Raw genomic sequence first — 18,870 nt, forward strand, 5'->3', positions numbered from 1 at the left:
AAGCAATGCCAAAAGACATCGAAGTCGACAAGATCTCGAAGACGTACGGGTCGGGAGACGGTGCGGTTCACGTACTGGACGACATCGAGTTCCACGTCCCCGAACGGGAGTTCGTCTGTGTCCTGGGCCCCTCTGGCTGTGGCAAGACGACCCTCATGAAGATGATGGACGGACTCGTCGAACCCACCAGCGGGCAGATCAAGATCGGCGGGAACGTCGTCACCGAGCCCACCGACGATGCCGCGGTCGTGTTCCAGAACTTCGAACTGTTCCCGTGGCGGAGCACGCTGGACAACGTCGCCCTCGGCCTCGAGATACGGGGGATGGGCGAGGAGAAGCGCTACGAGGTCGCGAGGGAGTGGATCGACAAGGTCGGTCTCGGCGGGTTCGAGGACAGCCTGCCCTCGGAGCTCTCCGGTGGGATGCAACAACGCGTCGGGCTGGCACGCGCACTCGCCGTGGACCCCGAGGTGTTGCTGATGGACGAGCCGTTCGGTGCACTCGACGCCCAGACCAAGGACCGGATGCAGACCCAGTTGCTGAAGCTCTGGGAGCGCGAGAAGAAGACGGTCATCTTCGTCACCCACGACATCCGGGAGTCCATCTTCCTGGCCGACCGGGTGCTCGTCATGGGTGAGAAGCCCAGCGGCATCGTCGCCGACATCGACATCCCGTTCGAACGTCCGCGCTGGAAGGACCGCATCTCGGTGGAGAACGACGAACGGTTCGAGGACATCGAGCGCGAACTCAGGGCCCATCTGGGCCTCGTCGAGGGCGGGTCGGAGGACACGCTGGAGGCCACGTGATGCGAGACCTCCGCGAGTTCATCGAGACGCTCGACGCGGACGACCTGAAGCACGTCGAACGCGAGGTTCGTCCAGCGGAGTTCGACGTGACCGGGCTGCTCCAGAACCTCGAGGACCGGGACGAGTACCCGGCCGTACTGTTCCAGAACCCGACCGACATCGAGGGCCGACCGACCGACATCCGCCTCATCAGCAACGTCTTCGCTGACAGGCGCCGCATCGCACAGGCACTCGACCTGCCCCGCGACGAGTGGCGGATGGAGACGAGCCTGGAGTACGCCCGTCGCGAGCAGCACCGAATCGAGCCGGAGGTCGTCCCACGGACCGAGGCGCCGGTCGGCGCCATCGAGGTGCCAGACCTCACGTACCTGCCGGTCGTCCGCCACCACCGACTCGACCCGGCGCCGTACGTGAACATGACCCCGACGATGAAGGACCCCGAATCGGGGGTCTACAACGTCGCCTTCCTGCGGAACATGGTGAAGGGCCCGAAGAAGATGGGCATCCACATGTCCCCGCGACACAACTACCGCATCTACCAGACCAACAAGAAGCAGGGCGAGCCCACCCGGATGGCGGTCGTCTGCGGCCACCACCCCGGCTACTACCTCGGCTCGCTTACCCTCGCCGGCTTCGAGGTCGACGAGTACGACGTCATCGGCGGGATGTTCGAGGAGCCGCTGCGGCTCACGCCCTCGGAGACGTGGGGCGACGAACTGCTCGTCCCCGCAGACGCGGAGGTCGTCATCGAGGCCGAGATCCGTCCGGACGACATGGAGGTCGAGGCACCATTCGGCGAGTTCCCCGGCTACTACGGCCCCCAGCGGCTGAAGCCGGTCGTCGACGTACGTCACATCAGCCGGCGCGAGGACGCCATCTTCCAGCACACGTTCGTCGGGCACCGGGACGTGCGCATCCTCGGCTCGGTGCCGAAGGAGGGCGGCATCTACCGCGACATCGCGGGCCGCGTGCCCGGCGTCGAGCAGGTCTACCTGCCGGGCTCTGGGTGTGGTCGGTTCCGGTGCTACGTGAGCATCGACCAGGACACCGAGGGCGAGGCGAAACACGCCGCGCTCCAGGCGCTCGCGAGCTCGGACTTCATCAAGCAGGTCGTGGTCGTCGACGACGACGTCGACGCCTTCGACGAAGAGTCCGTCCTCTGGGCGGTTGCGACCCGGATGCGCCCGGACGAGGACATGGACGTCATCACCAACGTCAAGGGCAACACGCTCGACCCGAGCGTCCGCGGCGAGGTCGCGAACTCGAAGGTCATCATCGACGCGACCATCCACCCGGACGAACAGTACCCGCCGCGCCTCGATATTCCCGAGGACGCGCTCGAACGCATGCAGCCGGAGGAGTACATCGACTGATGCCACGAGTGTTCTGGGCCCAGTGCCCGAAGTGCGACGAATCGTTCCAGGCTCACTACAACGAGCTTCGCAACAGCGGCATCAAGCTCCTCTGTCCGACCTGCGGTCACCGGTTCCAGGACAGCGAGGCGAAATCTATCACCGAATAACGATGGCATACTCAGAAGACGTACAGAAAGGCTTCCGTCGGGTGAGCGAGCTCCCCGGAATGAGCTGGCTCGCCCGCCACAGAGGGATCATCGTCAGACTGTTCGCGGTGCTCGTCGGGCTCGCCGCCTGGGAGCTCTACGCGCGGGGGCAGCCCCAGTACCTGTTCCCCGGACTCGAGCTCATCTGGGAGGCGTTCGTCGAGCAGTACGAGGAGTACGACCTCGTCGGGGCGTACCTGGAGAGCCTGAAGTCGATGTTCGCCGGCTACATCATCGCGGCCGTGCTCGGCATCGGTATCGGGCTCCTGATGGGGCTCGACCGACGGATCGACGTGATGCTCAACCCGTACATCAACGCGGTGTACGTCGCACCGGTGTCCGCACTGGTGCCCATCTTCATCCTCGTCGGCGGGCCTACCTTCGAGGTGCGCCTGCTCATCGTGTTCCTGTTCGCGTTCTTCGAGATCACCATCGACACGTACGAGGGCGTGAAGACGACGCCCGAGGGGCTGCTGGAGGCCAGCAAGTCCTTCGGCGCGAGCAAGTACTTCACCGTCAGACACGTCATCCTGCCCCACGACCTGCCGTACATCACGGCGGGCCTCCGGCTGGGGCTGGGTCGGGCCGTGCAGGGGATGATCCTCGCGGAGATCCTCGTCGAGTTCGTCAACCTCGGTGCCATCATCCGGACGTGGTCCAACCTGTTCCGCATCTCGGGCGTGCTCTCCATCGTCATCGTCCTGATGCTCACCAGTATCGTCCTGACGCGGCTGCTGCAGGTCGTTGAATCCCGCATGCTCGACTGGAACCCGGAGGTGGAGGTCTGATGCTCGACATGGAGCAGCGGTCCCACCGAATCGGCCTGCAGGCCGGGTTCGGGATCTTCCTGTTCGCCGTCTACGTCGTCGCGGCGATGACGTTCGTCGAGCAGCTCCCGATGCCCGACCTCATCCTCGACGCGTTCGTCCAGCAGGTCGAGGAGGAGGGGATGATCGACGCGTTCGCCTACGCGATGCGCGCCATCCTGCTCGGCTTCTTCACGGCCGTCGTGGTCGGCATCCCGCTCGGCCTGGCGATGGGCGTCAACCGGTTCGTCGAGGAGTTCATGGACCCGTACGTGAACGCGCTGTACGTCGTGCCGTTCGCGGCACTCGTGCCGGCGTTCATCATCTGGTTCGGTACCGGTCTGCAGGTCCGCTGGGTCATCGTGTTCATGTTCGCGGTGTTCCCCATCATCATCAACACGTTCGAGGGCGCGAAGACCGCGCCCGACAACCTGCTCGAGGTCGCCGACTCGTTCAACGCCGGCCGGCTGTTCAAGATCAAGAGCGTCATCGTGCCCCACGAGATACCGTACATCCTCGCCGGGCTCCGGCTGGGTATCGGCCGTGCCGTGAAGGGCCTCGTCGTCACGGAGATCATCGTCGCCGTCTCCGGTATCGGCGGCATCCTGAAGGCGTGGAGTGCGGCCTACAAGCTCGAAGGGGTCATCAGCATCGTCCTCGCGCTCATGGTGCTCGGCATCGCGCTCCCCTGGCTGCTGAAGGTGATCCACCAGCGCATCATCTGGTGGGACCCCAGCCACTGAACCCGGAGCCAGGACCCGGCTACTCTTCTATCGGTTGCGAGACTTCGATGACGTAGCCGTCCGGGTCGCGGACGAGGAACATCCGACGCCCCCAGTCCACGTCACGCGGTTCGATGAGGGTGTCGGCGCCGTGTTCCTCGGCGGTCTCGTAGACGGAGTCGACGTCAGCAACCTCCAGAACGATCACGACCCCATCGCCACGTGACTCCCCGGGCGGGCTGAGCCCGAACGCGGCGAGGGTCCCCTCGTCGAAATCGCGCTCGATCTTGAGTGTACACGGCCCGGTGTCGAACGCCGCGCTCCGGTCGCCACGCTCCGTACACCTGAGCCCGAGCGACTGCTCGTAGAACTCGACCGAGGCCTCGAGGTCGGCCGTCATGAGGTACACCTGGTTCGTTGTCGGTGCCATGCAGAGAGCGGGTCGCCGACGCTCATAAAATGTCGGGTGGACGGGCCGGTTCTGGTCACGTACCCGTACGAACCGGGCTGTGTCGCCGGATTCGCCGACCAAATCTATATACTACTGCGATTCGAACCAGATTGCGTGACAGAACGTATCGTGGTCGGGATGACGGGTGCCACCGGGCAGATCTACGGTATCCGTGCGCTCGAACTCCTGACGGACACCGAGTACGAGACCCACCTCATCCTCTCGAACGCGGCGAAGGTCAACCTCAAACAGGAGGCGCGCACGGAGGTGAACGAGGTCCTCGCACTCGCCGACGAGACGCACGACGTGAAGAACATCGGCGCGAAGACCGCGAGCGGATCGTTCCGGACCGAGGGGATGCTCGTGGCGCCGTGTTCGATGAAGACGCTCTCGAACATCGCCCACGGCGACGCGGGGAACCTCATCACGCGCTCGGCGGACGTGATGCTCAAGGAACGACGACCGCTCGTGCTGATGCCCCGCGAGAAGCCGTTCAACCGCATCCACCTGAAGAACATGCTCGAGGTGACCGACGCGGGAGCCATCGTCTTCCCGCCGTTCCCCTCGTTCTACCAGAAGCCGTGGGACCTCGACGAGATGATCAACCGGACGACCGCCCGGGCGCTCTCCCAACTCGACGTCGACGTGACCATCGAGGAGTGGAGCGGCATCGAGGCGCGCGACATGGAGTGAGATGACGGCTCCCGACGAGGCCACGGCGACCGGCCGGGTGGTCGGCGGCGAGGGCGACGCCGCGAGCTTCATCGAACAGGTGTCCGACCTGCTGGAGGACGCCGTTGGCATGCGTGTGTTCCCCGGGACACTGAACCTCGTTGGCGTCGCATCGCTCGACCATCTCGAGACCGAGCGGTACCCACTCCCGGGCGACGACCACTGCGACGGCCTCGACATCAGCCAGTGTCGCGTCGGGGGCGTTCGAGCGGCGGTGATCCGGCCGCTGGTCCCGGGCTACCCCGAATCCAAGACAGAGCTGGTCGCCCCTGTCCCGCTCCGGTCGGTCCTCGACATCGAGACTGGCGACGAGCTGACGGTCACGGAACCGGCCAGCTGTGAACCGACGCCACGAATCGACGGGCTGGCGGCGGACGCCTTCGACGGCGTGGTGTTCGACCTCGACGGGACGCTGGTCGACCTGGGCGTCGACTGGCCGGCGGTGCACGAACGGCTCGAAACGCTCCTCGAACCCCACCTCGACGGCCCTATCACCGACTACAGCCGCGTCGAGGTGTTCGACCTCGCGACCGAACACGGGCTCTACGACGAACTCGAGGACGTAGTCGGCGGTGCGGAGGTCGCACGTGCCGAGACGGCGCGGAAGCTGCCAGCCCTCTCCGTCCTGCCCCACATCGACTGTCCGGTCGGCATCTGCACGGCCAACGCCGAGGAGGCGGCACGGCGGGCGCTGGAGCGCTTCGGCGTGCTCGACCACGTGGACAGCGTCGTCGCCCGGGACACGATGGCCGCGGACAAACCCGAGCCGGCGACGCTCGCGCAGTCGCTCGACGAACTCGGAGTCCAGGCCGGGAACAGCCTCTACGTCGGCGACGAGGACGGCGACCGCGAACTCGCCGTGGCAGTCGGGACCTCCTACTCCCACGTCGAGCAGTTCTCTGTCTGAAGACGGGAGTCGGCACGAGAGCGTTCTGGAGACCGCCTACCAGACGTCCCTGAACAGCCGTTCGTACTCCTCGATTCGACCCTCGGGTGCCTGGTCGGTCGCCGCCGAGACGACGACCATCGCGACGACCTGCATCACGAGCAACGGCACGAACGGGAGGAACCCGAAGGTGAGCGAGTCGGGGAGCACGCCGAGTTCGAACGCCCAGAGGCCGACGAATCCGAACAGGAGGCCGACGAGGACGCTCTCCTCGGAGGAGTTCCGCCAGTAGAACGCGGAGACGAACGGGACGAACAGCAGCGCGTATCCGGAGAACGCGAACGTCGCGGTGTCGACGATGCTGTCCTTCGTCACCAGTGCACCGACGTACGCCAGCGCGAAGATGACGACGAGGAACGCCCGGGTGAGCCACACCTCCCGCTCGTTGCTGTCGATGTCGAAGAACTCGCGTGCCACGTCCTCGGTGAAGAACGTGCTCAGGGTGAGCACCTGTCCGTCGAGGCTGGACATGAGCGCGGCGAGGATGCCGGCGAGCGCGAAGCCGACGACCCAGACCGGCAGGAACTCGGCGACCATCGTCGGCAGGACGAAGTCGGGGTTGGCGAGTTCGGGGAACTGTGCGATGCCCCAGAACCCGAGCATGACCGCCGGGACCCAGACGACGACGACCGCGATGGGGTACAGCAGCGAGGTCTGCTTCAGCGTCTCGACCGACTTCGCGGTCATGTAGCGCATGATGAGGTGCGGGAACATGAACGCGCCGAAGGCGACGATGAGCCCCTGCGACAGCCAGGTCCGCGTCCCGAACGGCGGGATGCCGCCCCGGTTCAGGAGCACGCCGTTGTTGATGCCGGCCACGGCCTCGGTCGCCGCGCCGAAGCCACCGATACGGCTCGGCACCCAGACGACCATCGCCAGGAGGAACGTGATGAACACCGCACCCTGGAACGCGTTCGTCCAGCCCGTGCCGCGCATCCCGCCCTGGTAGACGTACAGTCCGACGACGACCAGCACGATGAGGGCACCGAGCCAGTAGGGGATGAGCCCCTCGGTCAGCGCCTCGAAGACGATGCCGCCGCCCTGCACGCCGACGAGCAGGTACGGGATCGTCCAGATGGTGAACATCGTCATGATGACCACGCCGAGGTACGACGAGTCCCAGCGGTGGTTGACGATCTGGCCCGGTGTGATGTGCCCGAAGCGCTTCCCGACGAGCCAGATGCGGTAGCCGACCGTCATCAGGAACATCGGGAAGAGGAACGCGAACAGCGAGACGAAGAAGCCGTACGCCCCGGCGCCGGCGCGGTACGCCAGCCCCGGGGCCCCGATCATCACCACGGCGGTCATGTTCGTGGCGAACAGCGCCGCGAGCAGGATGATCGTGTTGAACGAGCGGTCCGCCATGAGGAAGTCCTCGCGGCTCGTGCCTGTCGCGCGGGCCGCGATGTAGCCGACCCCCAGCACGAGGAACAGGTACACCACCGTGATGGAGAGGATGACGACGTTGTCAGCGACCATCGCCCGTCACCTCCGACGGTGTCTCGGTCGACTCCGGGCCGGACGCCGGCTCGAAGACGTCGGTCGGTGGTTCGGGGGCGAGTCTGTACATCGCGTACAGCACGACCACCCCGAACAGGTTGAACAGGATGTCGTAGGCGAGCTGTATCGGGAGCCAGCCGAACACCAGTGTTGTGGAGTCGACGATTCCGACGACCTCGCTCTGATGCAGTATCACCATCGCCAGGATGACCAGTAGGACGAGCCCGCGTCGTGGCTCGTCGGGCCACCAGAAGCTCTCTTTGAGCATCTGCGAGCTATGGTTCAGAACAATCCTAAATAAACATGTGGGTCGGTGTCAGCCGTTCATTCGTCGGTGAACTCCGCCGACCGACGCTCGCGGAACGCGGCGATGCCCTCGGCGTGGTCGTCGCTGTTGCCGAGGATGGCGTTCGCCCGCGCCTCGTTCTCCAGCGCCTCCTCGAACGTCGCGTTGACGCCCTCGTGGAGCAGCTGTTTGGACAGCCCGAGTGCGGCCGTGGGGCCGGCGCGCAGCTGGCCGACCAGTTCGTCCACCTTGTCGTCGAGTTCGTCGGCCGGGACGGCGTAGTTGACGAGGCCGATGTCCTCGGCCTCCGTGGCGTCGACGGGGCGGCCCGTCATCACGAGCTCCTTGGCCTTCACGAGGCTGGTGCTGTGGGTCAGCAGGTACGAGCCGCCGCAGTCGATGGCCAGCCCGACGTTCTTGAAGCCCTCGCTGAGCGTCGCGTCCTCGGCAGCGACGATGATGTCACAGGAGAGCGCGAGATTCGACCCGGCCCCGATGGCGTCGCCCTGGAGACGACAGACGACGGGTTTGTCGAGGTCCATCAGCGCCTTCATCGGCCGGTGGATGCCTTCAGTGATGTACTCCCGGCGCTCGACGCCGGTGGCATCCTCGTCGAGAAGCTCCCCGAGCGCCTTCACGTCGCCGCCACCGCAGAACAGGTCGCCCTCCGCACCGAGGACGACCACCCGCACGCCGTCGTCGGCGGCGGCTGTCTCGACGTGCTCGACCAGCCCCTCGATGACGTCGGCGTTCATCGCGTTCCGTGCTTCCGGTCGTGCGAGCGTGATCTCCGCGACGCCGTCCGAGACACTGTAGGTGACAGCTGACATGACACTACCATCGTGCAGGGGCGAATTAAAACTAGCGCCGAGAGACCCCCACATCGGCCACGTGAATCGGGTCACATATCGGGGTTGCGTAGATTTATTATGCAGTGGTGGGTTGTTTCTTCATACCATGGCCGGGTACGAGTCCGCGACACTGGACATCGACGGGTACGTACCGTTCCCCGAGGAGCGGTGCAGGCAGTACATCGAAGACGGGCACTGGCGGAACCTGACCTTCCACGACGTACTGGACAGGGCGGCAGCCGAACGGCCCGGACAGACGGCGGTCATCGGTCCACATCGGGAGCTCAGCTACGGGGCCCTCGAGCGACGCTCGCGCGAGCTCGCCGCCGGACTCGTGGAGGAGCTGGGGCTCGCTGTCGGTGACATGGCGGTCTTCCAGTTCCCGAACTGCACGGAGTTCGTCGAGGCGTTCTTCGCCTGCTCTCGTGCCGGCGTCGTCCCCGTGATGTTGCTCCCACGACACCGAGCAGCGGAGGCGACCCACGTGACGAACCTCACCGACGCGAAGGTGTTCTTCACTGCGGGAGACCGCTACGAGATGGGATTCGACCACGTGGGCCTCGTCGACGACATCGCCGACGACTGCGACTCGCTCGATCACAGGGTCGCCGTCTGCGACGGGGGTGCCCCCGACGGCTGGCACTCCTTCGACGAGCTGGCCGAAAGCGACGATACCGGCGTGGTCGACGAGGTCGACGTCAACCCGTGTGACCCCGGACTGATGCTCCTCTCCGGGGGCACGACCGGGATGCCGAAGGGCATCCCACGGACCTACAACGACTACGTGTTCCAGTGGGAGCACATGGCGACGGTCTCCGGGGTGGAGCAGGACTGGGTGTCGTTCCCGAGCGTCCCCATCGGTCACAACGCGTCCCTGAACTGCATCGTCGGAGCGACGTTCTGGGCAGGCGGCACGCTCGCCGTCGAACCCAACCTGAAACCGGAGTCGCTGATGGCGCTCATCGAACGCGTCGACGGCAACTACACCCTGCCGATTCCAACCCAACTCATCGACATCCTCGAGCACCCGAAACTGGACGAGTACGACCTCTCATCACTGAAGGTCGTGATGAGCGGTGGCCAGAAGGTACGACCGAAGGCCGTCTACGAGTTCGTCGACCGCTGGGACGTCGGCTTCGAGAACATCTTCGGGATGGCCGAGGGGCCGCTCATCTGCACGCGCCCGGACGACGACGTCGACGTGCAGGCCCACACCGTGGGCCGGCCCATCGCTCCGGACGACGACGAGGTGAAGATCGTCGACGAACGCCGTGAGGAAGAGGTTCCCCGTGGGGAGGCCGGCGAGCTCGCTGTTCGGGGGCCGGGATTCTTCACGGGCTACTTCCGGAACGAGGCGGAGAACACGGAGAACTTCGACGACGACGGCTGGTTCTACACCGAAGACGTGCTCCGAGTCAACGAGGACGGGCAGTTCGAGGTGTTCGGTCGGATGAAGGACACCATCATCCGTGGTGGCGAGAACATCTACGCACCGGGTATCGAGGACGAGATCATCGAGCATCCGTCGGTGATGAACGTCGCCGTCATCGGGATGCCCGACGAACGGCTCGGCGAGCGTCCCTGTGCGTTCATCGAGCTCGAACCCGACGCAGAGACCGTCACCGTCGATTCGCTCTCGACATTCCTCGACGAACGGGGCATCGCGGTGTTCAAACACCCCGAGCGGGTCGAGATCGTCCAGGAGATTCCGAGGACCGAGGTCGGCAAGATCGCGAAGGTGTCCCTGGAGGAACGCATCACCCAGCAGCTGAAAGCGGAGGGTGTCCTCTCCGAGGACTACTGATACCCCGACGCCAGGGTGCAACGGTCTCCAGCCGGCCCTCGTGGAATAATCTGCCGTTAGTGAAACCCTCGACCCGACTCGACTGTCGACCCGACTCGAGCGCCGAGAAACACACCCTAAGGGTGTATAATATCTGCGCCGGTCGTTACGGCGTGTCGTCCGAATGTACCTCGAGGTCCGAGAGAGGTCGTGCGACACAGGTCAGACAGTAGCCCTCTTCCTTCTCGCTCTCCGTGAGCATCATCGCGTCCTCCTGCCGGACCTCACCCTCGGCACGGGCCGCACACATCCCGCAGTGTCCCATCCGGCACTGGTACTGGAGGCTCAGGCCGTGTTTCTCGGCCATGTCCAGGATGCTGTCGGGACTATCCTCGTCCATCTCGAACGAGACGTCCTCGTTGACGAAATGAACGGTGTGCTCGGGCATGCTCAGAGCTCTCCTTCGTACGTGTGCTCGATCTGCTCCAGTCCGTACTCCTCGTATATCTCGCCGAGGTAGTGGTTCTCCGCGAGGACGTTCATCCGGTAGAAGGTGAGGTTCTTCTCGTGTTTGAACCACTCCTCAGCCTTGTCGAGGAGGGCTGCCTCGATACCCTCGCGCTGGTAGCCGCTCCGTACGTGGTGGCCGAAGATCATCCCGTGCTGGTCGAGCTGGAATATGGGATGGGCGCCCATCACTCTGACCTCGATGACTCCGAGAAGACCCTCGACCTCGGACGAGTCGGCGACGAAGACAGACGCCTTCGAGCTCCCGACCATCCGGTTGAGGAAGTAGTCACGCCACTGGTCACCGGCGTCCGCCTTGTGCTCGTAACGGGCGTCGAACTGCGAGAGATGGTCCGAATACTCGTACCACAGCGAGAGTATCTCGTCGGCGTCGTCCTCCTCGGCGTACCGTATCTCGTAGTTCATACTGTTGATTCGGAAGGGGATACCAAATGGTTTGCGGGAACGGGGTCCTGGGCGTGCATTCGTAGTGCTCGACCTCAGACCGCGATGCCGAGGGAGCGGAGCTGCATCTTCCCCTCGTCGGTCATCTTGTCCTTCGTCCAGACCGGGTCCCAGACGATCTCCACGTCGACGCTCTCGATCTCGTCGAACTCGCGGAGCCGCTCCGAGACCTCCTCGGTCATCAGCTGGGCGGCGGGACAGCCCATCGCGGTCAGTGTCATGTCGACCGACGCGTGGCCGTCCGCCACCGTCACGTCGTACACCAGGCCGAGGTCGACGATGCTGATGGGGAGTTCCGGGTCGGTCACGTCACGGAGCGCCTCGTGGCACTGCTCGTCCAGCGCGGCTGCTTCACCTGGCTGCATGCTACTGCGTAACGTCGTGAGTATATTATACCTTCTGGTGAGCCAGACCGGCGTTTCCCCGGAGAACACTCCGCTGCGGTACGTTTTTACCGTGGGCCGGCGATTGACTGTCCGTATGCGCACCGAAGTCAACGGTATCGAACTCGCGTACGAGGTCGAAGGTCGTGGTCGGCCGGTCGTCCTCGTCCACGGTCTCGGGAGCACACTCAACACGTGGGAGGGCGTGGCGGACTCCCTGTCCGTGGCATACGAGGTCTACCGGCTCGACCTCCGCGGCAGCGGCCGAAGCGACGTGCCCGAGGGCCCGTACGAGCTCGACGACTGGGTGAGCGACCTCCGGGCGTTCCTCGACGACCAGGAGCTCGACGCCGTCCACCTCGTCGGGCACTCGCTCGGCAGTATCGTCTCGATGCAGTTCGCCGCCGAGAGCCCTGACCGGGTCCGGACCCTGTCGCTCGCCGCTGCCGGACCGGGCATGCCCGACGAGAAGGTGGCCGAGCTGGAGTCCGTCGTCGAGGCCATCGAGTCTGAGGGGATGTCGGCCCACGCGGACGAGGAGACGGCGGAGTCGCTCTCTACCCACACGAAGGAGACGAAACCGGAGCTCGTCGGGCTCTACCGCGAGCTCGTCCTCTCGAACGACCCTGCGGGCTACGTGGCCTCGATGCGAGGGTTGATGGACGCCTCCGTGATGTCGGTGCTCGGGGACATCGAGGCACCGACACTGCTGCTGGCTGCGGAGAACGACACCGTGACGCCGCCCGTCGCCTCGCTCATCATCGCCGGGAAGATACCGGACGCGACGGTGACGGTGCTCGCCGACGCGGGACACATGGCCCATCTGGAGGCCCCGAAGGCCGTGGCGACGGAGCTGCACGAGTTCGTCGCGAACAACTAGTCGGTCCGGGCTGGGTCGGCATCGTCCCACTGGTACGGCTCGAGTGCGGACCGGAACTCGCCGGGTATCTCCTGGGTACCGTCGTCCCCGGTCGAGAGGCAGACCCTGGTCACGTCGATCCGGAACGCCTCGTGGTCCTGGGTCAGGTTCTCGGCGTGAGCCGTGACGTCGAAGGACTTCGTCCCGAACGACTCGACACCGACGTGGACCGCGACGTCGTCGCCAAGCTCGATCGGCCCCCTGAAGTCACCCTCCGCGTGTGCCATCGGGAACAGCACGCCGAGTTCGTCGGCGAGCTTCGGTATCGGGTAGCCGATGTGCTCGAACCACTCCTCCTCTGCCACGTGGGCGTAGTTGAACAGTCGGCCGTAGAACACCCGGCCGGCGTAGTCGATGTCGTCGAACCGTGCGGTTATCGTGTGCTCGAACATCGTCCGTACCTCCACAGGCGACGGGATGAATCTTGCCCCGGGCGGTGCGGAGCATCCAGAACCGCTGCTCGCCCGCATCGTGGTCGGCAGGGAAGTGTGCGAGAGCGTCGTTTTCTGCACGCTGTGGCGGGTGTGTTCGAAGCTAGCATTTAATACGGTGTAACGATGAGTATGACTCGATATGGGCGTCGTAGAACGTCAGTTAGAGGAGTTGAAAGCGGAGTGTAAAGCCGATGACGAGGCGGTCATCAGCAAGGTCTCCCGCGGCGAGAAGATCGAGACGATAGAGGAGATGAGTCCGGGCTATCTCCACACGCTCGTCGAGTTCATGCTCACCCAGCACGACACCGAGATCATGAGCGCCTGTGCGTACCACCCGGCGGCCACACAGAAGGCCCCGACGATGGACGCGAAGGTCTCCGGCAGCGCCGTCGTGCAGGACGAGATCGGTCACGCGAACCTCGGCTACCGCGTGCTCTCCGACCTCGGCTTCGACAAGGAGGCCCTGATGTACGAGCGCGACCCGAAGGAGTGGCGGAACATGCGGGTGTTTGACGAGCCGTTCGAGAACTTCGCGGAGTTCGCCTGCGGCGTCGGCTTCTACGACCGCGCCGGCACCATCCAGATCGGCGACATCGAGGAGAACTGCTCGTTCGGTCCGTGGAAGCGCTACGAGCGGAAGGTCGTCGCGGAGGAGGGGTTCCACAAGCGGCTGGGTGACATGTGGTTCAAACGTCTGGGCAGCGGCACGGAGCGGCAACAGGAGACGCTCCAGGCCGCCGTCGACAAGATGTTCCCGAAGGCTATCGCGTTCCTCGGGCACCCGGAGAAGGAGGGCAAGGCCATCAAGCGCATCCGCGAGTACAGTCTCCGGAAGGGCTCGAACCGCGAGCACCGTCAGGAGTGGCTCCGCCAGGTCGTCGAGACGTTCGACCCGCTCGAGGTCGACGTGCCCGCCAGCTACGACGAGGCGAACGACGAGTACGTCGTCGACCTCGACATGGACTGGCAGGGCGTCTACGAGGAGTGGAAGCAGTCCCCCGGCCCGGTCGACCACGTCCAGACCGTGAAGGGTGTCGCCTGATGAAGAAGACGACCTACGAGGTCCTCGGTCGCGTCTCCTCTGGCGAACCCATCCGGTCCGTCGGCAGCGTCGAGGCGCCCAACGACTCGTTCGCGACCCGCTACGCCGAGATGTTCTACGACGAGGAGGACTGGGACCTGCTGTTCGTCGTGGAGCGAGAGAACATGCTGAAGGTGAAGGGCCGGACCGGCCACGAGTACTCCGACACCGGCCGGGTGGAGGAGGCCGCGGTCGCCGCCGTTGCGGGTGATGGACGATGAGCACGGAAGTCAGCTCCGAGGGCCGCGAGGCAGCCTACGACCTCGCACTCGTCCTCGCAGATACCAAGTTCATCACCGCCCACCGGTACTCCGAGTGGGGGATGCTCGGCGCGCCCGACATCGAGGAGGACATCGCACTCTCCTCGGTCATCCAGGACGAACTCGGCCACGCACGGAGCGCGTACCGCGCCGCCGCGAAGATCGGCGCGGACGTGGACGGCGCGGCCGACGACGTCGACGAACTGCTCTACGAGCGCGAGACGGACGAGTGGCGCTCCGCAACGGTCCTCGACGGGGAGCTCGAGAACTGGGCCGACATCGTCGGCTCGCTCGCGTTCCTCGACTTCGCGACGGTGCTCGTCTTCGAGAACGTCCGCGACGGCACCTTCGACGCGCTCCAGGGCATGGCCGGGAAGGTGCTGCAGGAGGAGTCCCAGCACGTCCAGCACGGCCAGGCGTGGCTCGGAGTGTTCGCCGACCCCGACCAGGACGAGTTCGACGCCGCCGACATGCAGGCTGCCATCGACCGGTTCGTCCCCGGCGTCGCGGCCTGGCTCGGAACCGGCGGCTCGGAACTCGTCGACGCCGGCGTGTTCACCCGGACCAACGACGAGATGCGCGAGGAGTTCCTCGCGGAGATCGAGACGCTCGTCGAAGCAAACGGCTACGAGATGCCCGACATCCCCGAGGACTGGGACGACTGGGACGCATCGACCCGCCGAACTGCACCGCCGGACCCGGCCTCGTTCACGGAGACTGTCGACGAGGCCACGGGGCGGGAACACCGGTACCTCGCAGGCTGATGAGCGACGACACCAGGGCCGGTTCACGGCTCACGAACCAGCAGCGCGACGGCGTCGAGTGCCCGTACTGCGGCAGCGAGGAGACGACACTCGAGAGCCCGTTCGGCAGCACGGTGCTGAAGTCGCAGTACCACTGCGATGACTGCAACAACGTCTTCGAGCGCATCAAGTTCGAGGAGTAGGTCAGCGAGACGACCGCCGAAGCCAGACGGCACAGCACAGCCCGACCAGTCCGCTGAGTGCGGCGATGCCGAACGCGACCCGGTAGCCGACCAGCGTGTAGATCCGACTTCCTGCGACCGTCTCGCCCGTCCAGAACGCGTCGAGCGCGAGGCCCATGACGCCCGGCAGGACCGCCGCCCCGAAGAAGCCCATCCCGTTTATCGCCCCGGTCGCCGTCCCGCTGGTCGCCCCCGAGTGGCGCTCCTTGATGATGGTGAACGACAGGAGGAAGCCGCCGTGGAGGAACATGACGCCGAAGAACGCGACCGCGACGTACGCGAGCGGTGGCGTTCCGAGGAGCGAGATGCCGGCGAACAGCCCGGTGTAGAGCGTCGCGGTCACGACCGTTATCGACGTCCGACTGCCGAGCCGGTCCGAGATCCAGCCGACGAGCGTCGAACCGAACAGCAGTCCGAGGTTGCCAGCGAGCGGGAACAGCGACGCCGTCGCGACGGAGAGCCCGTACGCGTGGACCAGATAGGGTACCCCCCACAGCCCCATGACGGTGTAGTTCGTCCCGACTGCGAAGAACATCATCACACCGAGCACCCATGTCGTCCGCTCGGCGAACACGGTCCGGGCGTTCGCGAGCACCTGGCTCATCGTGAGGTCCGCCGACGCCACCGACTCGGACACCGGTTCGAACCCGGCGTCCGTCGGCGAGTCACGGACCGCGATGAACACGCCAGCTGTCGCAACGAGGCCGATGCCGCCGAGGAACAGGTAGGTAGTCCGCCAGCCGTACGCCGCGACCGCGAGGGCGAGCGGCGTCGTCGCGGCGAGCCCGCCGAGTGCCGACGCCGAGAGCGTCACCCCGGTCATCGTCGCGAACTCGTTCGACCGGAACCAGTTCGCGCAGTACCGCAGGATGCCGATGTAGACGACGCTGCCACCGAAGCCGATGAGCGCACGGCTGAGGAAGCCCACGACGTAGGCGTCGCTGCTGGCGAACGCGACTGCGCCGACGACCATGACGACCGAGCCCAGCACGGTGACCCGTCGGGTGCCCCGCTGGTCGACGAGCACGCCGGCGACCAGCTGCATCGGTGCGTAGATGTAGAAGAACGAGGCGTGGAGCAGCCCGAGTTCGGCACCCGTGGTGTCGAATGCCCCCGCGAGCGAGCTCGTCAGCACCCCGGTCGAGACTCGGTGAAAGTTCACCAGCACGAACACCGACGAGAGGACCGCCCACCCGAGCAGACGCCGTCGCTTGAACTCTCGCGTGAACGCCATGCTCGCAACTCAGAGGAGAGCCAGATAAAGATGCTGGCGCTGTCGGCTCACGGGTACACCGGAGCCGTGACGGAATATATAAGCTCTCAATAATAGAAACATGGATAGAAATTCTCTTGTATCATCTTGTGAGCCATCGTTTCGTGTTGCGTCCATGGGCCCAGGCAACGACCAACAGTGTCGCAACCTGCAGTATCGATCTTTCGTCGCATCGCCCCCGTCAGTGAACGGTTCCGGCACCAGTCGGCCATATCGGTAAGAGATTCTGTTCTGGGTGCCTGAATCGGAACATGTCGGTCGGTCCGGTCGCTCCCAAGGGGCCCTGGATCGACCGCGCCGATGAGCCCGGCACACGGCGGGACACGTCTCGTTCGACACCGAATGGCCACCCACATTATATTTAAAGAATCATATAACTTCCTATTCGTGCCAGTTTTCTAGTATTGTTGGAGGGCCGGTGCACTACATACCCGAAGAACCACTGTGATAGCGGTCAGTGGTCGAGACGGGTCCATATCTCGAGCCGGCGCTGAGGCGTACCGACCGACTTCGATGTACAGAAACGTGGCCGGCAACGCTGAGGAGCCATGGGACTGCTCGCAGAGTTCGAGATCGACTGCGATGTCTTGCCGTTCGTCGCGGTCCTCGAGTCCGTGCCAGCTGCGACGATCGAGGTGGAGCTGCAGCTGAACCACGGCGACACGCCGCTGTTCTTCGCCTATGTCACCGCGGACGACCACGCCGCGGTGGAGCGTGCGTTCGACGACGTCTCGTTCGTCGGTTCGTACACCCTCATCGGCGAGGCAGGTGGGACCCGCCGCTACCAGGTCGCCCCCGGTCCCGACATGGAGGCGCACATGGGCGACGCCATCGACGACCTCGACGGCCTGCGCGCGCTCGCCGAGACCGAGGCCATCATCGACCGCATCGAGGTGACCCGGACCGGCTGGGTGCAGGCGGGCTGGTTCGCCGACCGCGCGGCCTTCGACGAGTTCCGGTCGTTCTGGCAGTCCGAGGGCGGCTTCGTGCTCCGTCGGCTCACCCGTGACGGCGAGCCCGAACCACCGGGTGACGGGCTGACGGACCCACAGCGGGAGGCGCTCCGGACGGCGTACGAGCTGGGGTACTTCGAGGTCCCGCGCGGCGCGTCGCTGGCCGACGTCGCCTCAGAGCTCGACATCGGTGCCTCCGCCGCGTCCGAGAGACTCCGGCGCGCCCAGACCCACCTCGTCGAGACAACCGTGGCCTCGACGTGGCCGCCGCTGCCGGACTGACTTGAATGGCCGCACGATTCCGCGTCACCGTTAGCCGGGTCCGACCCCCAGAGACGACCACAGCATGCAGACCGTACCCTCCGCAGACGGGACACGCATCGCGTACGAACGACACGGCGAGGGACCACCGATGGTCCTGCTGCACGGCGACTCCATCGGCAAGGAGTACTGGGCCCCGGTCGTCCCACACCTGTCGGACGACTACGAGCTCACCATCTCCGACCGCCGTGGACGCGGTCGGAGCGGCGACAGCGAGGCCTACAGCCTCCAGCGGGAGGTCGAGGACGCGAGGGCAGTCATCGAGTCCGTCGACGGCGAGCCCGTCGTCTTCGGGCATTCCTTCGGCGGTCTCCAGGCCATCGAGGCAGCACGCGAGGTGTCGGTCAGGGCGGTGGTCGCCTACGAGCCCGCCATCCTCGTCGGGGAGTACCGCGAGCAGGCAGACCTCGCGGCACAGATGCAGGAACGGCTCGACGCGGGTGACCGAGAGGGGGCGATGCGGCTCCACGTCAGGGAGGTCATCCACGGCGGCGAGCTCGACGGTGCGGCCCTCGACGCCTGGCTCGCGGACTGGCCGGTCTGGCCCGAGTACGTCGCGTTCGTCGAGAACTCCGTCCGGATGAACCGGGCACTGGAGAACTACGAGCTCCCGGAGACCGTCGACGTCGGCGCACCGACGCTGCTCCTGACCGGCACGGAGGCACCGTCGCATCTCCGCGATGGCGTCAGGGCGGCACACGAGTCGCTCGTCGACAGTCGGCTGGTGGAGTTCGACGGACTGAGCCACATGGGACCGAGCGAGGACCCGGCGCGCGTGGTCGAGGCCGTCCGGTCGTTCCTCCCGGCGCCCGACGACGGGACGGCGGTGACGGAGTAGCCGGTCG

At 65.5% G+C, this 18,870-nt stretch carries 24 protein-coding genes; 15 read left to right on the top strand and 9 right to left on the bottom strand.

Annotation, left to right across the window (positions count from 1 at the left end; translation table 11 throughout):
* The first annotated feature begins 5 nt into the window (after positions 1 to 5).
* Genes ACSG06_RS18835 through ACSG06_RS18855 form a run of 5 tightly spaced genes read left to right on the top strand, consistent with a single transcriptional unit; the run spans position 6 to position 3,916 of the window.
* On the top strand, positions 6 to 806 hold the full coding sequence (locus ACSG06_RS18835) for an ABC transporter ATP-binding protein (protein WP_440991833.1): 801 nt from the start codon (positions 6 to 8) through the stop codon (positions 804 to 806).
* Entirely contained in the window at positions 806 to 2,179 is a 1,374-nt protein-coding gene (locus tag ACSG06_RS18840) for a UbiD family decarboxylase (protein WP_440991834.1), read from the top strand. The genes ACSG06_RS18835 and ACSG06_RS18840 overlap by 1 nt, the downstream gene beginning before the upstream one ends.
* On the top strand, positions 2,179 to 2,328 hold the full coding sequence (locus ACSG06_RS18845; RefSeq protein WP_440991835.1) for an MJ0042-type zinc finger domain-containing protein: 150 nt from the start codon (positions 2,179 to 2,181) through the stop codon (positions 2,326 to 2,328). Before ACSG06_RS18840 ends, ACSG06_RS18845 begins: the two co-directional genes overlap by 1 nt.
* Positions 2,329 to 2,330: 2 nt before the next feature.
* Positions 2,331 to 3,155 (top strand): ABC transporter permease, encoded by an 825-nt coding sequence (locus ACSG06_RS18850; RefSeq protein WP_440991836.1) that lies wholly within the window; start codon positions 2,331 to 2,333, stop codon positions 3,153 to 3,155.
* Positions 3,155 to 3,916, top strand: a complete 762-nt coding sequence (locus tag ACSG06_RS18855; RefSeq protein ID WP_440991837.1) for an ABC transporter permease — start codon at positions 3,155 to 3,157, stop codon at positions 3,914 to 3,916. Before ACSG06_RS18850 ends, ACSG06_RS18855 begins: the two co-directional genes overlap by 1 nt.
* Positions 3,917 to 3,935: 19 nt before the next feature.
* On the opposite strand, the gene ACSG06_RS18860 is transcribed toward ACSG06_RS18855, so the two are convergent.
* Positions 3,936 to 4,325, bottom strand: coding sequence for a VOC family protein (locus tag ACSG06_RS18860; RefSeq protein WP_440991838.1), 390 nt, complete (start codon positions 4,323 to 4,325; stop codon positions 3,936 to 3,938).
* A 135-nt stretch (positions 4,326 to 4,460) separates the two neighbouring features.
* Between ACSG06_RS18860 and ACSG06_RS18865 the strand changes: the two genes are divergently transcribed.
* Positions 4,461 to 5,039 carry a UbiX family flavin prenyltransferase gene (locus tag ACSG06_RS18865; protein WP_440991839.1) on the top strand — a complete coding sequence of 193 codons (579 nt, stop codon included), beginning with the start codon at positions 4,461 to 4,463 and terminating at the stop codon, positions 5,037 to 5,039.
* A gap of 1 nt (position 5,040) precedes the next feature.
* The gene (locus ACSG06_RS18870) at positions 5,041 to 5,985 is read left to right on the top strand and encodes a DUF120 domain-containing protein (protein WP_440991840.1); all 945 of its coding nucleotides are present in this window, start codon (positions 5,041 to 5,043) and stop codon (positions 5,983 to 5,985) included.
* 36 nt (positions 5,986 to 6,021) lie between these two features.
* Here the strand turns inward: ACSG06_RS18870 and ACSG06_RS18875 are convergent, their stop codons facing one another.
* Genes ACSG06_RS18875 through ACSG06_RS18885 form a run of 3 tightly spaced genes read right to left on the bottom strand, consistent with a single transcriptional unit; the run spans position 6,022 to position 8,640 of the window.
* A complete protein-coding gene (locus tag ACSG06_RS18875; RefSeq protein WP_440991841.1) occupies positions 6,022 to 7,503 on the bottom strand; it encodes a sodium:solute symporter family protein in 1,482 nt (493 codons plus the stop codon).
* Positions 7,493 to 7,792 (bottom strand): hypothetical protein, encoded by a 300-nt coding sequence (locus ACSG06_RS18880; RefSeq protein ID WP_440991842.1) that lies wholly within the window; start codon positions 7,790 to 7,792, stop codon positions 7,493 to 7,495. Before ACSG06_RS18880 ends, ACSG06_RS18875 begins: the two co-directional genes overlap by 11 nt.
* Before the next feature lie 56 nt (positions 7,793 to 7,848).
* Positions 7,849 to 8,640 carry an enoyl-CoA hydratase/isomerase family protein gene (locus ACSG06_RS18885; protein ID WP_440991843.1) on the bottom strand — a complete coding sequence of 264 codons (792 nt, stop codon included), beginning with the start codon at positions 8,638 to 8,640 and terminating at the stop codon, positions 7,849 to 7,851.
* A 127-nt stretch (positions 8,641 to 8,767) separates the two neighbouring features.
* Here ACSG06_RS18885 and ACSG06_RS18890 point away from each other — a divergent pair, with 127 nt between their 5' ends.
* A complete protein-coding gene (locus ACSG06_RS18890; protein WP_440991844.1) occupies positions 8,768 to 10,465 on the top strand; it encodes a (2,3-dihydroxybenzoyl)adenylate synthase in 1,698 nt (565 codons plus the stop codon).
* A gap of 145 nt (positions 10,466 to 10,610) precedes the next feature.
* Here the strand turns inward: ACSG06_RS18890 and ACSG06_RS18895 are convergent, their stop codons facing one another.
* The 3 genes from ACSG06_RS18895 to ACSG06_RS18905 all read right to left on the bottom strand — a co-directional run bounded on the left by ACSG06_RS18895 (position 10,611) and on the right by ACSG06_RS18905 (position 11,781).
* The gene (locus ACSG06_RS18895) at positions 10,611 to 10,892 is read right to left on the bottom strand and encodes a 2Fe-2S iron-sulfur cluster-binding protein (protein ID WP_440991845.1); all 282 of its coding nucleotides are present in this window, start codon (positions 10,890 to 10,892) and stop codon (positions 10,611 to 10,613) included.
* A gap of 2 nt (positions 10,893 to 10,894) precedes the next feature.
* On the bottom strand, positions 10,895 to 11,377 hold the full coding sequence (locus tag ACSG06_RS18900; RefSeq protein WP_440991846.1) for a GNAT family N-acetyltransferase: 483 nt from the start codon (positions 11,375 to 11,377) through the stop codon (positions 10,895 to 10,897).
* 74 nt (positions 11,378 to 11,451) lie between these two features.
* Positions 11,452 to 11,781, bottom strand: coding sequence for a metal-sulfur cluster assembly factor (locus ACSG06_RS18905; protein ID WP_440991847.1), 330 nt, complete (start codon positions 11,779 to 11,781; stop codon positions 11,452 to 11,454).
* Positions 11,782 to 11,896: 115 nt separating this feature from the next.
* Between ACSG06_RS18905 and ACSG06_RS18910 the strand changes: the two genes are divergently transcribed.
* A complete protein-coding gene (locus ACSG06_RS18910) occupies positions 11,897 to 12,679 on the top strand; it encodes an alpha/beta fold hydrolase (RefSeq protein ID WP_440991848.1) in 783 nt (260 codons plus the stop codon).
* Here the strand turns inward: ACSG06_RS18910 and ACSG06_RS18915 are convergent.
* Positions 12,676 to 13,110: an acyl-CoA thioesterase gene (locus tag ACSG06_RS18915; protein WP_440991849.1), complete on the bottom strand. Its 435-nt coding sequence runs from the start codon at positions 13,108 to 13,110 to the stop codon at positions 12,676 to 12,678. The genes ACSG06_RS18910 and ACSG06_RS18915 overlap by 4 nt on opposite strands.
* Positions 13,111 to 13,291: 181 nt before the next feature.
* On the opposite strand from ACSG06_RS18915, the gene ACSG06_RS18920 reads away from it, so the two are divergent.
* Genes ACSG06_RS18920 through ACSG06_RS18935 form a run of 4 tightly spaced genes read left to right on the top strand, consistent with a single transcriptional unit; the run spans position 13,292 to position 15,439 of the window.
* Positions 13,292 to 14,194 carry a 1,2-phenylacetyl-CoA epoxidase subunit PaaC gene (locus ACSG06_RS18920; protein WP_440991850.1) on the top strand — a complete coding sequence of 301 codons (903 nt, stop codon included), beginning with the start codon at positions 13,292 to 13,294 and terminating at the stop codon, positions 14,192 to 14,194.
* Positions 14,194 to 14,454 carry a hypothetical protein gene (locus tag ACSG06_RS18925; RefSeq protein ID WP_440991851.1) on the top strand — a complete coding sequence of 87 codons (261 nt, stop codon included), beginning with the start codon at positions 14,194 to 14,196 and terminating at the stop codon, positions 14,452 to 14,454. The genes ACSG06_RS18920 and ACSG06_RS18925 overlap by 1 nt, the downstream gene beginning before the upstream one ends.
* Positions 14,451 to 15,257: a 1,2-phenylacetyl-CoA epoxidase subunit PaaC gene (locus tag ACSG06_RS18930; protein ID WP_440991852.1), complete on the top strand. Its 807-nt coding sequence runs from the start codon at positions 14,451 to 14,453 to the stop codon at positions 15,255 to 15,257. The genes ACSG06_RS18925 and ACSG06_RS18930 overlap by 4 nt, the downstream gene beginning before the upstream one ends.
* Positions 15,257 to 15,439 carry a PaaD-like zinc ribbon domain-containing protein gene (locus tag ACSG06_RS18935; RefSeq protein WP_440991853.1) on the top strand — a complete coding sequence of 61 codons (183 nt, stop codon included), beginning with the start codon at positions 15,257 to 15,259 and terminating at the stop codon, positions 15,437 to 15,439. The genes ACSG06_RS18930 and ACSG06_RS18935 overlap by 1 nt, the downstream gene beginning before the upstream one ends.
* 1 nt (position 15,440) lies before the next feature.
* On the opposite strand, the gene ACSG06_RS18940 is transcribed toward ACSG06_RS18935, so the two are convergent.
* Positions 15,441 to 16,712: an MFS transporter gene (locus ACSG06_RS18940; protein WP_440991854.1), complete on the bottom strand. Its 1,272-nt coding sequence runs from the start codon at positions 16,710 to 16,712 to the stop codon at positions 15,441 to 15,443.
* A gap of 587 nt (positions 16,713 to 17,299) precedes the next feature.
* On the opposite strand from ACSG06_RS18940, the gene ACSG06_RS18945 reads away from it, so the two are divergent.
* The gene (locus ACSG06_RS18945) at positions 17,300 to 17,986 is read left to right on the top strand and encodes a helix-turn-helix domain-containing protein (RefSeq protein WP_440991855.1); all 687 of its coding nucleotides are present in this window, start codon (positions 17,300 to 17,302) and stop codon (positions 17,984 to 17,986) included.
* A 64-nt stretch (positions 17,987 to 18,050) separates the two neighbouring features.
* Positions 18,051 to 18,863 (top strand): alpha/beta fold hydrolase, encoded by an 813-nt coding sequence (locus tag ACSG06_RS18950; RefSeq protein WP_440991856.1) that lies wholly within the window; start codon positions 18,051 to 18,053, stop codon positions 18,861 to 18,863.
* The last annotated feature ends 7 nt before the right edge of the window (positions 18,864 to 18,870 follow it).

Source organism: Haloarchaeobius baliensis (assembly GCF_052060055.1).
Classification (GTDB): domain Archaea; phylum Halobacteriota; class Halobacteria; order Halobacteriales; family Natrialbaceae; genus Haloarchaeobius; species Haloarchaeobius baliensis.